The sequence below is a fragment of the Paraburkholderia dilworthii genome (genome assembly GCF_000472525.1).
In the GTDB taxonomy this organism is placed as follows: domain Bacteria; phylum Pseudomonadota; class Gammaproteobacteria; order Burkholderiales; family Burkholderiaceae; genus Paraburkholderia; species Paraburkholderia dilworthii.
The window spans coordinates 649,905-663,487 of record NZ_AWZT01000001.1 but is presented as its reverse complement, the minus strand read 5'-3'; the positions used below and the strand labels follow the sequence as shown (position 1 = coordinate 663,487).

At 62.6% G+C, this 13,583-nt stretch carries 14 protein-coding genes and 1 pseudogene; 9 read left to right on the top strand and 6 right to left on the bottom strand.

Annotation, left to right across the window (positions count from 1 at the left end):
• Positions 1 to 185 precede the first annotated feature (185 nt).
• Genes F759_RS0103380 through F759_RS0103365 form a run of 4 tightly spaced genes read left to right on the top strand, consistent with a single transcriptional unit; the run spans position 186 to position 4,026 of the window.
• Positions 186 to 1,604: an ATP-binding protein gene (locus F759_RS0103380; protein WP_027798604.1), complete on the top strand. Its 1,419-nt coding sequence runs from the start codon at positions 186 to 188 to the stop codon at positions 1,602 to 1,604.
• Positions 1,605 to 1,613: 9 nt separating this feature from the next.
• The gene (locus F759_RS0103375; protein WP_027798603.1) at positions 1,614 to 1,982 is read left to right on the top strand and encodes a response regulator; all 369 of its coding nucleotides are present in this window, start codon (positions 1,614 to 1,616) and stop codon (positions 1,980 to 1,982) included.
• Positions 1,975 to 2,577 carry a chemotaxis protein CheC gene (locus tag F759_RS0103370; protein WP_027798602.1) on the top strand — a complete coding sequence of 201 codons (603 nt, stop codon included), beginning with the start codon at positions 1,975 to 1,977 and terminating at the stop codon, positions 2,575 to 2,577. The genes F759_RS0103375 and F759_RS0103370 overlap by 8 nt, the downstream gene beginning before the upstream one ends.
• A 57-nt stretch (positions 2,578 to 2,634) precedes the next feature.
• Positions 2,635 to 4,026, top strand: a complete 1,392-nt coding sequence (locus F759_RS0103365; protein WP_027798601.1) for an HD domain-containing phosphohydrolase — start codon at positions 2,635 to 2,637, stop codon at positions 4,024 to 4,026.
• Positions 4,027 to 4,062: 36 nt separating this feature from the next.
• On the opposite strand, the gene F759_RS0103360 is transcribed toward F759_RS0103365, so the two are convergent.
• The gene (locus F759_RS0103360) at positions 4,063 to 4,548 is read right to left on the bottom strand and encodes a hypothetical protein (RefSeq protein WP_027798600.1); all 486 of its coding nucleotides are present in this window, start codon (positions 4,546 to 4,548) and stop codon (positions 4,063 to 4,065) included.
• Entirely contained in the window at positions 4,548 to 4,856 is a 309-nt protein-coding gene (locus tag F759_RS0103355; protein ID WP_027798599.1) for a DUF6566 family protein, read from the bottom strand. Before F759_RS0103355 ends, F759_RS0103360 begins: the two co-directional genes overlap by 1 nt.
• A gap of 146 nt (positions 4,857 to 5,002) precedes the next feature.
• On the opposite strand from F759_RS0103355, the gene F759_RS0103350 reads away from it, so the two are divergent.
• On the top strand, positions 5,003 to 5,923 hold the full coding sequence (locus F759_RS0103350; RefSeq protein WP_027798598.1) for a DUF72 domain-containing protein: 921 nt from the start codon (positions 5,003 to 5,005) through the stop codon (positions 5,921 to 5,923).
• Between the two features lie 80 nt (positions 5,924 to 6,003).
• Here the strand turns inward: F759_RS0103350 and F759_RS0103345 are convergent, their stop codons facing one another.
• Positions 6,004 to 6,666, bottom strand: coding sequence for a UdgX family uracil-DNA binding protein (locus F759_RS0103345; RefSeq protein ID WP_027798597.1), 663 nt, complete (start codon positions 6,664 to 6,666; stop codon positions 6,004 to 6,006).
• A 254-nt stretch (positions 6,667 to 6,920) separates the two neighbouring features.
• On the opposite strand from F759_RS0103345, the gene F759_RS43195 reads away from it, so the two are divergent.
• The 3 genes and pseudogenes from F759_RS43195 to F759_RS0103330 all read left to right on the top strand — a co-directional run bounded on the left by F759_RS43195 (position 6,921) and on the right by F759_RS0103330 (position 8,454).
• Positions 6,921 to 7,091, top strand: a complete 171-nt coding sequence (locus F759_RS43195; RefSeq protein ID WP_167334001.1) for a hypothetical protein — start codon at positions 6,921 to 6,923, stop codon at positions 7,089 to 7,091.
• A gap of 217 nt (positions 7,092 to 7,308) precedes the next feature.
• Positions 7,309 to 7,845: pseudogene (locus F759_RS37205) on the top strand (acyl-CoA dehydrogenase family protein); the annotation flags it as partial.
• 90 nt (positions 7,846 to 7,935) lie between these two features.
• Positions 7,936 to 8,454 (top strand): SLATT domain-containing protein, encoded by a 519-nt coding sequence (locus tag F759_RS0103330; protein ID WP_027798596.1) that lies wholly within the window; start codon positions 7,936 to 7,938, stop codon positions 8,452 to 8,454.
• 9 nt (positions 8,455 to 8,463) lie between these two features.
• On the opposite strand, the gene F759_RS0103325 is transcribed toward F759_RS0103330, so the two are convergent.
• Entirely contained in the window at positions 8,464 to 9,165 is a 702-nt protein-coding gene (locus tag F759_RS0103325; RefSeq protein WP_027798595.1) for a YceH family protein, read from the bottom strand.
• Between the two features lie 328 nt (positions 9,166 to 9,493).
• Between F759_RS0103325 and F759_RS0103315 the strand changes: the two genes are divergently transcribed.
• On the top strand, positions 9,494 to 9,772 hold the full coding sequence (locus F759_RS0103315) for a BON domain-containing protein (RefSeq protein WP_027798594.1): 279 nt from the start codon (positions 9,494 to 9,496) through the stop codon (positions 9,770 to 9,772).
• Positions 9,773 to 9,823: 51 nt separating this feature from the next.
• Here F759_RS0103315 and F759_RS0103310 read toward each other — a convergent pair whose 3' ends face one another.
• Both F759_RS0103310 and F759_RS0103305 read right to left on the bottom strand, forming a co-directional pair.
• Positions 9,824 to 10,981, bottom strand: coding sequence for an acetate/propionate family kinase (locus tag F759_RS0103310; protein WP_027798593.1), 1,158 nt, complete (start codon positions 10,979 to 10,981; stop codon positions 9,824 to 9,826).
• 12 nt (positions 10,982 to 10,993) lie between these two features.
• Entirely contained in the window at positions 10,994 to 13,387 is a 2,394-nt protein-coding gene (locus F759_RS0103305; RefSeq protein WP_027798592.1) for a phosphoketolase family protein, read from the bottom strand.
• Positions 13,388 to 13,583 lie beyond the last annotated feature (196 nt).

Genomic DNA, 13,583 nt, shown 5'->3' with positions numbered 1-13,583 from the left:
ATAAACGCCGAGTCCGCGCGCGTCGCCAGTCTGTTATGCGTTTCGATCCAGGGTAAATACCGCTCAGCGCCGGCGCCCGACGCTCCGTTAATTCATTCATAGCAGCGACGCCGGTCCCGTAAGCATGAACGCTTATGCGGCCAGCGATAAAACGTTGCACGCATTGTCATTCACGGGCCTTTTCGGTGAAAACGAATCTGTCGGAAGCTATTGTCGAGCGGGTGAACTGCGGTGTTTTCACGGTGGATCGCGAGTTGCGCATTCTCACGTGGAATCGCTTCATGCACTCGCACAGCGGACGTTCAGCCGAGTCCGTGGTCGGCCAGAATCTGCTCGACGCTTTTGCGGAACTGCCGAGGCATTGGCTCAGCAGAAAGGTCGAAGGCGTGTTCGTGTTGGGCACGCCCGCTTATTCGTCGTGGGAGCATCGCCCGTATCTGTTCCGCTTCGAGCATTCGCGCCCGATCACCGGCACGATCGACGCAATGCGCCAGAATTGCAGCTTCATTCCGATCGAGGACGAGCACGGCGACGTCGTCGCGGTAGGCGTCGCGATTGTCGATACGACCGATGTCTGCATCGCGTATGGCGAGCTTCAGGACCGCGAAAAAGCGGTCACCAGCGCGCTCGCCGAATTGACCGTGCGCAACGAGCAGCTTACTTCGCTTAACGAAGCGCTCGCGCACGCGCACCAGCAATTGCTGCAATCGGAAAAGCTCGCCGCGATCGGCCAACTCGCGGCGGGCGTCGCGCACGAGATCAACAATCCGGTTGGCTTCGTACTGTCGAATCTGAACACGCTCGACGGCTACGTGAAGACGCTGATCGGCTATGCAGCGGACATTGAGCGCATGGCAAGCGAGGCCGCGCCCGCGCTGAAGAACGACATGCATGCGCTCGCCGAACAGGCGGACCTCGAGTATCTGCTCGGCGATGCGCCGACGCTCGTACACGAGTCGAAGGAAGGACTCGCGCGCGTGCGCACCATCGTGGTCGATCTGCGCGACTTCTCGCGCGTCGACAGCACGCATGTGTGGGAGCTCGCCGACATTCACCGCTGCATCGAATCGACGCTCAACATCGTGCATAACGAAGTGAAGTACTGTGCGCACCTGGTCCGCGAATATGCGCAGATACCGTTTGTGCGCTGCATCCCGTCGCAGATCAGCCAGGTGGTGCTCAATCTGGTGGTGAACGCCGCGCAGGCCTACGGCGGCAATCACGAGCAGCACGGCGCGCCGCTCGGCACGATCACCGTGCGCACGGGTCTCGACCGAGCCGATCCGTCACGCGTCTGGTTCGAAATCGCCGATGCGGGATGCGGAATCCCGCCCGAACACCTGAAACGTATTTTCGATCCGTTCTTCACGACGAAGCCCGTTGGCCAGGGGACCGGCCTCGGCTTGTCGGTGACCTATGGGATCGTCAACGCGCATCGCGGCACGATCTCCGTGGTCAGCACCGTGGGCCAGGGCACGACGTTCCGCGTCACGCTGCCGGTCGACGGTTCCTTGCTTGACGCAGCCGGCAATACGGAAGCGCTTGCGCGAACCGGTCCGCCGGATGAAATCGCGCTGCCGGCGCAATTGCCGGCAGCCCTATGAGGTAGACCTATGCCATTGCCCGTACTTGTTGTCGACGATTCGACACTCGCCCGAAAACTATTGATCCGCTCGCTGCCCGAGGGCTGGGACATCGAGATTACTCAGGCCTCCGATGGAGCGGCCGCGCTCGATCTCTATCGCGCCGGCAAGGCCGCGGTGATGTTTCTCGATCTCACCATGCCGGTAATGAACGGCTTTGAAGTGCTGGAGGCGATCCAGCACGAAGGACTCGACACATTCGTGATCGTCGTATCGGCGGACGTGCAGTCCGGCGCTGTCGAACGTGCGAAGGCGCTCGGTGCGATCGGTTTTATTTCTAAGCCCGTATCGCCCGAAGCGATCCAGCCGATTCTCGCGGAGTACGGTCTCCATGAATGAACAGTCTCTGAACGAAGACCAGCGCGACGCGTTGCAGGAAATCTGCAATGTCGGCATGGGCAAGGCCGCCGCGGCGCTGGCAACACTGCTCGGCGCATTCGTCACGCTGTCCGTGCCGGATATCCGGCTCGTCGGTGTCGAGCAGTTGCGGGTCGCGTTGGGCGCGCAGGGCGACGGCGAATTGCCGCCCGTGCGCCAGGCGTTCCAGTCCGACATATCCGGCGAGGCAATCGTGCTGGTCGGCAAGGACGGCCAGCGCGAACTGCAACAACTGATGGGGCATGACGTCGGCGAACCCGACACCGAAGTGGAGGTGCTGTGCGACATCACGAATCTGCTGGTCGGCGCATGCGTGCAAAGCGTGTTCGAGCAGTTGGGGCAGCATATCTGCTTCTCGCAGCCAACGCTGTTGCCGCCTGCGGGGAACAAACAGGACGGATTGCTGCCTGGCGGCCGGTGGGATGTCGCGCTATTGCTCGAGATCCACTTCACGCTGGAAGAAGGCGGCTTCGGCGCGCGCATGGTGCTGTTGTTGCCCGATGCGGCCATCCGCGGAATGAAACAAGCGCTCGACCACTTTCTCGAAGCGCTGTAGGGCCCAGGCTAATGATGCAATGCGCGCTGTGACACCAACATAATCCATGAGGTAACCATGTCTGAACTTCAGGCAACCGGCAATTCGACGAGCCCCGCCGACGCACCGCTTGCATCCTTCGATGCAGCCGCGCCCCCCGTTCCCACACTGTTACTCGTGGACGACGAGCCTGGCGTGATTTCGTCGCTCAAACGCCTGCTGCGCCCGTTGAAATACGAGGTGCTCAGCGCGAACAGCGGCGCCGAGGCGCTTGCCCTGCTCGAAGCCGCGCACGTCGACGTGATCATTTCCGACATGCGCATGCCGAACATGGACGGCGCGGAGTTCCTGTCGCGCTCGCGGATCCTTGCACCGGACACGATCCGCATTCTGCTTACCGGCTATTGCGAGGTCGATGCGGTCGTGCGCGCGGTCAACGAAGGCCACGTCTATCACTATCTGCACAAGCCGTGGGACGACCAGGACCTGCTGCTCACGGTCCAGCGGGCGCTCGAGCAGCTCGGCCTGCAACGCAAGGCCGAGCGGCTCACCACGCTGTTGCAGGAGCAGAACGAAAAACTGTCGTGCTTCAACATGGAACTGGAGCGCGAGGTTCATGCGCGCACCGAAGAGATCCGCCAGACGGTGATGTTTCTCGAAGGCGCGCAGCAGGACCTGAAAAGCAATTTCCTGACGATGGTGAAGGTCTGCGCGAACATGGTCGAAATGCGCTGCGGGCTGCCCGGCCATTCCGCGCGAATCGGGGAAACGGCGAGACAACTGGGCGCCGCGCTCGGCCTGAGCGATTACGCCTGCAACGAACTTCTGATGGCGGGCTTGCTGCATGGCATCGGCAAACTCTTTCTGCCCGATGCGCTGCTGAAAACGCCGGTCGCAAAGCTCCAGCCGCAGGAAGCGAAGCTCTATCAGCTTCATCCTCTGCATGGGCAGATGGCGCTCACGCCCGTATCGCAATTGAGCGCGGTGCAGACTATGATCCGTCACCAGTACGAGCGTTACGATGGACGCGGCACACCGGATGGTCTCATCGGTGGATTGATTCCGTTGGGCGCTCGCGTGCTCGCGTTGGCGCGCGATGCCGAAGACCTGCGCATCGGCGTGATCGCGCCGCAAAAGATGAACGACGCGCAGATCATTTCCACAGTACGCGCGCAAACGGGTATTCGCTACGATCCGGCGATCGCGGAAAAGTACATCGAGTTGCTGACCAGGCATGCCGAGTTGACGCCGGAAGGTGTGCCCGACCGCGTGGATGCCTCGCATCTGAAAGAGGGAATGAAACTGGCCGACGATCTGCGCACGTCGCGCGGCACGCTGCTCATGACGAAGGGCAAAATACTTTCGGCCGAGCAGGTCATGCAGATCCGGCGCTTCGAAATACACGAGGGCGAGCCGTTCGTGATTCTCGTCGAACGCGCGGCGGACGCACGCAAGGCGGAAGCGGCGTGAGGTGATGCGGCGCTGCGCGGCTCAGCGGCTTTCAGCTCATTCGTCGCCTGTTCCGCGGCACAGCGCGGCCGCCGCAAAGCCCGCTCCAAGCGCGGCATAGACGTAAAACATCGAGCGTTTCGACAGATGCGCTTCGAACCCGGGTGTGAGGCGGCTCGGCACCGCGTGATAGTCGACGGTGTAGGCGACGGCCGCCGTCGTCGCCGCGCTGGCCGCGACTTCCGCAACGCTAGGGCGGCGTTTTGCGTGGCATTGCCAGCGATCGAGTAGTCCTTCGAACAGCACGCCCCAGAAAATCGCCGACGCCTGATGGATCGCGAGACCCGTCAGTGTGTAGCGTGCGCTCAGACCGGTTTCCGTGAACGCGCGGCGCGGCCATAAGCAATGAGTAACGGCGTTGAGCGGCGCGTATGGCGTGCTGCCGTCGTTGCGCGCCCGCGCGGCGGCGGTGACGGCGGCGGCGCTGCCCGCCGCGGTGCCCGATATCATCGCGCGGCAAACGAGACTGGTGAGGCGCTTCATCAACTTTCTCCCGATCCGTGCGCGGAATCTTCGAGGCCGTGGCCGGCGTTACTTCTCTCGACAAGGTAGCAGCCGCGCTCTACACCGTCGCGCAAGGCCTCGGCGCGCGTCGTCCATTCCGGCGTAACCGGTTCGACGTCGGGCAACGCAAACGGCTTGTCGTTCACGGACGCCGCGATTTGCGCGACCCATGCGCCCCGGTCGTTCTGCTTCGCACTGACGACGATGTCCACGCCGCGATGCGTCACGCGCAGGGTGCCGTCGCGTTGGGTGTCGACGTCCGTGCTGCGGAAATCCGTGCCTGCCATGCATGCCTCCATGTGTTCGCGAGATGCCAGATACAGCGTTTCGTGCGATCCGTCGCGTCGGATACGTGAATGCAGCAACGGCTGTGCCGCGCAATGGCACGGGTATTGCTCGCCGGCAATTGACCCTGACCCATTCGAGCATCGACGTGAAAAGCACAACAGGCCAGATTCACATTGGCATTTCCGGCTGGCGCTACAACGGATGGCGCGGCACGTTCTATCCCAAGGGACTGAAGCAGGCAACCGAATTGCAATACGCTTCGGGCCTGATGCAAACAATAGAAATCAACGGCACGCATTACAGCCTGCAATCGCTCGACAGCTGGCAGCACTGGTACGAGGAAACGCCGCCGGGGTTTGTCTTTAGCGTGAAAGGCGCGCGCTATCTCACTCACCTTCTGCGCTTTCGCGACGAAACGGCTACCGTCGCCTGTGCGAATTTTTTCGCACAAGGACTGCTCGCGTTGAAGGACAAGCTAGGGCCGATACTGTGGCAATTTCCGCCATCGCTGCGGTTCGATCCGCAGCACATGGAGCGTTTCCTGAGCCTGCTGCCGCGAGACACCGAAGCGGCGCTTGCGCTCGCGCAGCAGCACGATCAGCGGGTCAAGACGCCGTATCTGGAGATCGACCGCAAGCGCAAATTGCGTCATGCAGTCGAAGTGCGCCACGAGAGCTTCGTCGATCCGGCGTTCGTGAAGCTGCTTCGCCGTTACAAGGCTGCGCTCGTGGTTTCCGATTCGACCGAAGCGTGGCCTCAGTTCGAAGACCTGAGCGCGGGCTTCGTGTATATGCGACTGCATGGCACGGAAACCAGGTATTCGGGCGAGTATTCGGATGCATCACTCGAACGGTGGGCGCGCAGAATCAAGTCGTGGAGTCGCGGCTCCCAGCCCGTCGATGCGCGGCTCGCTGCACCGGATTTGCAGCCGCCTCGCGCGCAAACGCGCGACGTCTACTGTTATTTCGACAACGACGCAAAGACCAACGCGCCTTTCGACGCGCAGAGGTTGATGCAGCGATTGGGGCTGCACGCGCACCAGGACGGCGGCATGAAGGCGGCATGAAGGGCCGCTTGGAGAGCCGCATTAAGGCGGCGCGTTAGCGACATGACATGAGGGCTACCCCCGTAATTCCCCACGCGCGTCTACTTGCCCCGCTGCGCGAGTTTTTTCGCGTCCTGCAAAGCGGCGACAATCGCCGCATACGCGCGATGGCGCGTCTCAGGATCGGGCGCGCGCAATGCAAACGACGGGTGATACGTCGCGACCACCAGACGGTCGCCATGTTCGATGACCTTGCCTATTGCATCCTGCAAGCGCGATTTCGGATCTTCGAGCACCGCCTTCAGCGCGGTCGCCCCCAACGCGACGATCACGTGAGCGCCGACGCTCTGCAGTTCCTGATCGAGCCAATAGCGGCATGCGTCCACCTCGCGTTGCGCCGGTGTTTTATGCATGCGACGCTTGCCGCGCGGCGTCCACTTGAAATGCTTGACCGCATTCGTCACATACACTTCCTTCCTGCCGACGCCGGCCTCGACGAGCGCATCGTCGAGCAATGCTCCAGCCGGTCCGACAAAGGGCAAGCCTTGCAGATCCTCCTTATCGCCTGGCTGTTCGCCAACCATCATGATCGGCGCGCGACGCGGACCGGCGCCGGGCACGCCTTGCGTCGCGTTGGCCCAAAGCGGGCAGCGGCGGCAATCGTCGAGGGTCGCGGGCTGCTGGTCGGGATCGACCTCGGGCCCGGCTGCGCTCTTGTCCTGTCCGGGGGGCGTGCGTCGGGTGGTTCGCTTAGTCGTGACCATAGTTCATCGCATTACGCTTCCTGGATATGCGGCCATAGCAGGGCGAAGCAAACCGCGTTCCGGTCATCGGCGGCCAGTGTGTCGACGCGGGCGCGCAACGTGCTTGGAAATAGACCCGTTGATTGCTTCGCGGCAGTGGCGTCACGCACAGGCGGCCGCCGATCGAGGCAATGCACGCGGTCCAGCGGGGCGCACGGTAAATTTTGCACGGCAGGCAACCGGCGCCATCAGCCGAAACCACAAGGAGAAAAACGATGACCCTGCTTATCTACCTGGTCGGATGGATCATTTTTATCGGCGGCGTCGCGTGGGGATTGATGGCGCTGCATGTCGCGCAGCACATCATTGCGATCGTGGCCGTGATTCTGTTGGGCATCGCCGTGATCACCGGCGCAACGCGAGCGCGCAATCGCGACCGGTCGTAGCGGCCGGCGTTGTTCATCTGCGCGTGCCGGCTGCGAGCGCGGGCGAACCGGCGTGCGCTGATGGCGGTCTTCGCGGCAGGCCGGAGAAGCAGATATCACGAGCATGCGCCCGGCGCTTATGGGCGTGCGAGGCGTGGCAGGCGTGTTAGGCGTGTGCAGCAGCCGCACACTGTGCGGGTCGTACCGCCTGCGTTGCATGTACGCACTCCGGCCATTTCTCTCCTCGTACTACCAGGCGCTGCACGTCGCGAACCTGGCCGGCATCAGCCGTGCAGCACTGCGCGATGCCGTGGCCTTCACGCAGGCTAAGACGAGAACCTTCGGTATCCCAGGCGAATCGAGTCCGCGCGACAATCCGCTCGTGCATCGCGTGGTCGGGCGGCTTGCGAGTCTCGCTTATTCGACGCAGAGCATTAGCGCGTCGCTCGCGAGGGCCATCGACGAAGTATGCGTCGCGCGACAGGAAGCCCGCACAACCGAAGAGACCTATATCCGGCTCGACATTCAGGCCTTCCAGGCGCAGCAGATCGCAATCGAGCAAACCTTGCATGCTGCCACGCTGTTGTTCGAAGTGGGCGGTGCGTCCGCGACCAGCGAAACGCGGCGCTTCGACCGCTACTGGCGCAATGCGCGAGTGCTCGCGTCGCACAACCCGGCCATCATTCGCGAGGCCGCCATTGGCGACTTCTATCTGAACGGCAACGCGCACAGCGAACGGTTTGGCGTAGCCCGCCCGACAGCCGTGGCGGCATGAAACGCAGCGCGCCAGGCCACGCTTTCATGTGGCACAGTAGCGTCAGTGCACGCGCGCGGCGCGCGGCACGCCACTGCCCTGACGAGCCCCATGAAGAATCTGCCAGCCTATGAGCCGCCAGTCGACGAGCAGCAGCTACTGCTGAAATGGATCCGGCGCGCGCGCGAGTCGCAAATGAGTCATTACGACATGGCCGATCTGCTGTCCGCGCGGGACCGCCAGGTCGGCTGGCTCGTCACCGTATTGGCCGCGTTCGTCGGCACGGCCGTGTTTGCATCACTGAACTCGAACGCGGTCTCGCTGGAAATCAGGATTCTGATCGGCTTCGTGAGTGTGGTGGCTGCGGTTTCGTCGGCGTTGCAAACGTATCTGCGTTATGCCGAGCGAGCGGAAAAACACCGTGCGGCAGGCGCGCGTTATGGCGCAATGCGGCGGCGGCTCGAATCGATTTTCGCGGGCGATCCAGACGCACGCGACGGCCACTATCTGACCGCGATTCGCGACGAGCTAGACCGGCTCGCGCAAGACTCGCCCAATGTGCCGCCGCGCAACTTTTACCGCACGCAGCGAGCTTTATCCACCGACCCGCACCGCGGCAACGACGCCTGAGGGGCCGCTTCAGGCATCGAGATCACTAGCGTCGATGCCCAGTTCAGCGGCCATGCGCTGCACTACTGCCCGAAGCCGGCCAACTTCATCGGCGAGCCTTTTTTGCTCGGCCTTCACAGCCTCGAACGTGGACAGCGGCACCGCTTCGTCGTCGCCGCCGCCCGATTGCGCAAACTCGCTCAAGCTCACTTCGCCGCACAGCAGATGCATCCAGCGATGCTCGCGCTCGCCGGGCGTGCGAGGCAGCTTGACGACACGCGGTGGATCGTTCGCGGCGAGTTCATCGAGAAATGCCTCGACCGACGAGATATCGGCAAAGCCATGCAGGCGCGCGCTGTTCAGGCGCAACTCGGCTGCGGTTTGCGGCCCGCGCAGCAACAGGGTGGTCACCAACGCAGCGGATTGGCTCGGCAGACCCAGCACGCGATTCATGTTGTGCTCGAAACGCGGCACGCGGCTACTGCTGCCTTCCATCACGAGGCTCAACCGTTTCAGGCCATCGAGCGCGGTCAGCACTTCCGCTTCGGTCGCATTCATCACCGGCGAACGGCCGGTCTTCTGGTTGCAGCCCAAGGTCAGCGCGTTGAGCGAAAGCGGATAACTGTCGGGCACGGTATGCTGTTTTTCGACGAGCACGCCAAGCACGCGCCCCTCGAGCAGGGTCAATGCGCGGATGGACGGACGGGAGGGAGCGTCGGGAGTCGAATTCATGTGATGTAGCGGCATGTGCCGGTGTGGTCGTGGATGACACGCCTTACCATCGCTCAGCGAGGCGGCACTTTTCTGGTGAAGGCCACTATGATAAACGGCCCGAGCAGGCGCGGCGCATGAATCGCCGCGGCGAAGCCTGCACGTGGCCCTGCGCTGGGAATGCGGCCCGTTTGCGCATCCGCCGCTTGCGCGTCCGCTTAGGCATTGATCGAGCGGCGTGCGTTGCCGGCCGCGACGGCGCACGCGGTGGAGGCGCGATTCAGTAGTCCGCCAGGACGACGCGGCATCTGCTAGTGTTGTGCCATCCGCGTCTTGCTCTCGACAACTCATGGCTCATTCGCGCTTCGCCAAGCTGAACGCCGCTGCCTTCGACGACGCGGACGGCTCGCGTCTGAGCGACGCGCAAATCGCCGCTGAGGCGATGCGGCGGCTCGCATGGGACGCCGCGGTTCCAGAACGTGCGATCACGCTCGAAGTGCATGACGGTCACATTCTGCTCGCGGGCGAACTCGAACGCGATGCGCAAAGAATCGCGGCGCTCGAAGACGTCATGCGTCTATTCGGCGTGGCAGGCGTACGCGACAGGCTGGTCGTGAAGCCATCCTGAGCGCTAAGCGCAAGGCAGTACGAGGCAGCAAGTCCGGCACGTCCCGCACAATCAGGCCCGATCCGCATGTAGCAACGCGCGGCAATGCCTCGCGATCTGCTTCTCCTCTTCGGTATGAAGCGCCCTCACCTTGCCCGACGCGTCGCCTTCGTGAAGACCCAGAAACGACAGTCCTTCGCAAACGCGCTTGCGAATCTCCGCGCTGTGCTCGCCAATACCGCCAGTGAACACCAGCAGATCGATGCCGCCCAGCAAAGCTGCATATCCGCCGATGGTTTTACGCACCGCGGTGGCGAACGCGTCGAGTGCGAGCGACGCGTGCGTGTCGCCCGCCGCCGCGCGTTGTTCGAGCGCCTGCATGTCGCTCTCGCCATCCGCGTAACCAGCGAGGCCGCTATGCCGGTTCAGAAGCGTTTCCAGCGCGTTTGCGTCGAGCTTTTCCACTCGCATCAGATATAACAGCACGCCTGGGTCGAGGTCGCCGCAACGCGTTCCCATTGGCACGCCGCCCGTCGGCGTCATGCCCATCGACGTATCGACCGACTGGCGGTCGCGCAATGCGCACACGCTCGAACCGTTGCCGAGATGAGCGAACACCGCGCGCGCCGGCAACTCTGCGCCAAGCTGCGCGACGAGCGATTCGTAGGAAAGCCCGTGAAATCCATAGCGAATCACGCCGGCGTCCGCATAGCGCCGTGGCAACGCAAGTTGCGCGGCGCGCGGCGGCAGCGTCGCATGAAACGCAGTGTCGAAGCAGGCAAAGTGCTGCGCGCCGCCAAAAATCTTCTGTGCCTCATCGATCAGAGCGAGCGCCGGCGGAATATGCAGGGGCGCGAAATGCACGGCATCCTGCAAGCGGCGGCGAATCTCCGGCGTCAGCCGCTGATGCGTGCGCAAATGCGGTCCGCCGTGCACCACGCGGTGCCCGACCGCTGCTGGCTGCGCATGATGCTGCTGGGCAAGCACGGCAGAAAGCTTCTGCAACGCATCGGTCTGAGACTCCAGCACATGCTCCTGCTGGACGAGCACGCGGCCGTCCGGCGCCGCGATCCGCAAGCTGCCGTCGCCGCGCCCAATGCCTTGCGCGCTGCCCTCGAGCAGCAGCGACTCGTCGTCGCCGGAATGCTCGAACAGCCCGAACTTCAGCGACGACGATCCGCTGTTCAGCACGAGGATGGTTTGCGGCGAAGCGCCGTCGTGAGTATTCATGACGAGCCTCGCTCAGCTTTGCCACGTCCAGTTGCGGATTTCTTCCTTGTCGATGCCTTCGGCATGCGCGTAAGCCAGATGCTCGATGACCTGCCCGCGCAACCATTCCTTTGCGTGGTCGCCGACACCGCGCAGCTTCGGCACACGGTCGATCACGTCGATAGCCAGCGAGAAGCGGTCCACCTGATTGATGATCGCGAGTTCGAGCGGCGTATTGATGTTGCCTTTCTCGTGATAGCCGTGCACATGCAGATTGTCGTGATTGGTCCGGTTATAGGTCAGCTTGTGAACGAGCGACGCATACGAATGGAAGTTGAAAATCACCGGCTTGCTGGTGGTGAACAGCGAATCGAAATCGCGGCTCGACAGGCCATGCGGATGCGCATGCTCGGGCATCAGCCGGAACAGGTCGACTACATTCACGAAGCGGATCTTCAGATCCGGGAAATGTTCGTTGAGAATCTGCACGGCGGCGAGCGCCTCCATCGTCGCGATGTCGCCCGCGCAGGCGATCACCACGTCCGGCTCGGCGCCCTGATCGGTCGACGCCCAGTCCCAGATGCCGATGCCCTTCGTGCAATGCGTGACGGCTGCATCCATGTCGAGATACTGCAAATGTGGCTGCTTGTCGGCGACAATCACGTTCACATAATCGCGCGAACGCAGGCAGTGATCGGCCACGCTCAACAGACAATTCGCGTCGGGGGGCAGATAAATGCGCACCACGTCAGGGCTTTTGTTGGTCACGATGTCGAGAAAACCGGGGTCCTGATGTGTGAAGCCATTGTGATCCTGGCGCCACACGAGAGACGTGATCAGCAGATTGATCGACGGCACCGGCTGGCGCCAGCCCAGTTCGCGCTTCGCTTTTTCCAGCCACTTCGCGTGCTGGTTGAACATCGAATCGATGACATGCACGAAGGCTTCATAGGTTGCGAAAAGGCCGTGCCGCCCCGTCAATACATAACCTTCGAACCAGCCTTCGAGCGTGTGTTCGCTCAACATTTCCATCACGCGGCCATCGGCTGACAGCGCGCCGCCGTCCGCGTCGCCGGGCTCGCCCTCTGCGAGCCATGTCTTGCCCGATGCTTCGTACACGGCCGTCAGTTTGTTGCTCGCGGTTTCGTCGGGGCCGAACACGCGGAAGTTGGTCATGTTGTTGCGCATCACATCGCGCAGAAACTCGCCGAGTATTTGAGTAGGCGACGTGTACGCGGACGCAGGCTTCGCGACTTCGACCGCGTAGTTGCGAAACGCGGGCATGTCGAGCATCTTGCACAGCACGCCACCGTTCGCATGCGGATTTGCGCTAATGCGGCGCGCGCCCTTCGGCGCAAGTTCGCGCAATTCCTCGACGAGCCGCCCGCTTTCATCGAACAACGACTCGGGTTCGTAGCTGCGCAGCCACCCTTCGACCAATTTCAGATTCTTGCTGTTCTTCACCGGATCGGCAATGGGCACCTGATGCGCGCGCCACGATCCCTCCACCTTATGGCCGTCGACTTCCTTCGGACCGGTCCAGCCTTTGGGCGAACGCAGCACGATCATCGGCCAGCGAGGCCGCGTCGCGTCATTGTTTGCGCGTGCGTGCTGCTGGATCGCGCGAATTTCGCCGACACACTGTTCGAGCGTGGCCGCCATCTGCTGATGCATGACCTCGGGATCGTCGCCTTCGACGAAATACGGCTTGTGGCCGTAACCGGTCAGCAGCGCTTCGAGTTCCTCGCGCGGAATTCGCGCGAGCACGGTCGGGTTCGCGATCTTGTAGCCGTTCAGGTGCAGAACCGGCAACACCGCGCCGTCGCGGATCGGATTAAGAAACTTGTTCGAATGCCACGACGTGGCGAGCGGACCGGTTTCGGCCTCGCCGTCGCCGATCATCACCGTGACGATCAGATCCGGGTTATCGAACGCGGCGCCGTAGCCGTGCGACAGGCTGTACCCGAGTTCGCCGCCTTCATGGATGGAGCCTGGCGTTTCCGGCGTGCAATGAGAGCCAATGCCGCCGGGGAACGAAAACTGGCGGAAAAAACGCCGCAGCCCGGCCTCGTCTTCGCTACGGTCCGGATAGATTTCCGAGTAATGCCCTTCCAGATAACAATTCGCGAGCGTAGCGGGCGCGCCGTGACCGGGGCCCGAAATGTAGATCACATCGAGATCGAGCTTCTTGATCAGCCGGTTCAGATGCACGAGCAGGAAGCTCTGGCCAGGATCGGAGCCCCAATGTCCGAGCAGACGATTCTTGATGTGCTCCGGCTTGAGCGGTTCGCGCAGCAGCGGGTTGTCGCGCAGATAGATCATGCCGGCCGAAAGATAGTTGCACGCGCGCCAGTAGCGATCCATGTTGCGCAGCGTATCGGGGTCTAGCGTTTGCGGCGGGGTTGGATGGGAAGTTGCTTCAGCCACGGCGTCACTCCTCGTAAGGACTGTCAGGCAGGTTGGCGGGTGTTGCGAAGCTTGGTAGATGGAGCGTCATGCTTACGGCGAGATGCGCGCGTAGCACGAAACGTGCGTTGCGGAGGCCAGTTTGCGGTTGCTCGTCGGTCGTCTGCGGTGTGACAGGGGGCACGCATCATGGTTCGAGGCCATCGGCGAAAAGCTT

Bases quoted from the DNA above. Each gene is read 5' to 3' on its own strand.
- F759_RS43195 (WP_167334001.1), top strand. From the start codon at position 6,921: ATGACCCTGCTTATCTACCTGGTCGGATGGATCATTTTTATCGGCGGC.
- F759_RS0103355 (WP_027798599.1), bottom strand. From the start codon at position 4,856: ATGGCAGGCACGGATTTCCGCAGCACGGACGTCGACACCCAACGCGAC.
- F759_RS0103315 (WP_027798594.1), top strand. From the start codon at position 9,494: ATGGCTCATTCGCGCTTCGCCAAGCTGAACGCCGCTGCCTTCGACGAC.
- F759_RS0103345 (WP_027798597.1), bottom strand. From the start codon at position 6,666: ATGGTCACGACTAAGCGAACCACCCGACGCACGCCCCCCGGACAGGAC.
- F759_RS0103325 (WP_027798595.1), bottom strand. From the start codon at position 9,165: ATGAATTCGACTCCCGACGCTCCCTCCCGTCCGTCCATCCGCGCATTG.
- F759_RS0103365 (WP_027798601.1), top strand. From the start codon at position 2,635: ATGTCTGAACTTCAGGCAACCGGCAATTCGACGAGCCCCGCCGACGCA.
- F759_RS0103310 (WP_027798593.1), bottom strand. From the start codon at position 10,981: ATGAATACTCACGACGGCGCTTCGCCGCAAACCATCCTCGTGCTGAAC.
- F759_RS0103330 (WP_027798596.1), top strand. From the start codon at position 7,936: ATGAAGAATCTGCCAGCCTATGAGCCGCCAGTCGACGAGCAGCAGCTA.
- F759_RS0103360 (WP_027798600.1), bottom strand. From the start codon at position 4,548: ATGAAGCGCCTCACCAGTCTCGTTTGCCGCGCGATGATATCGGGCACC.
- F759_RS0103370 (WP_027798602.1), top strand. From the start codon at position 1,975: ATGAATGAACAGTCTCTGAACGAAGACCAGCGCGACGCGTTGCAGGAA.
- F759_RS0103375 (WP_027798603.1), top strand. From the start codon at position 1,614: ATGCCATTGCCCGTACTTGTTGTCGACGATTCGACACTCGCCCGAAAA.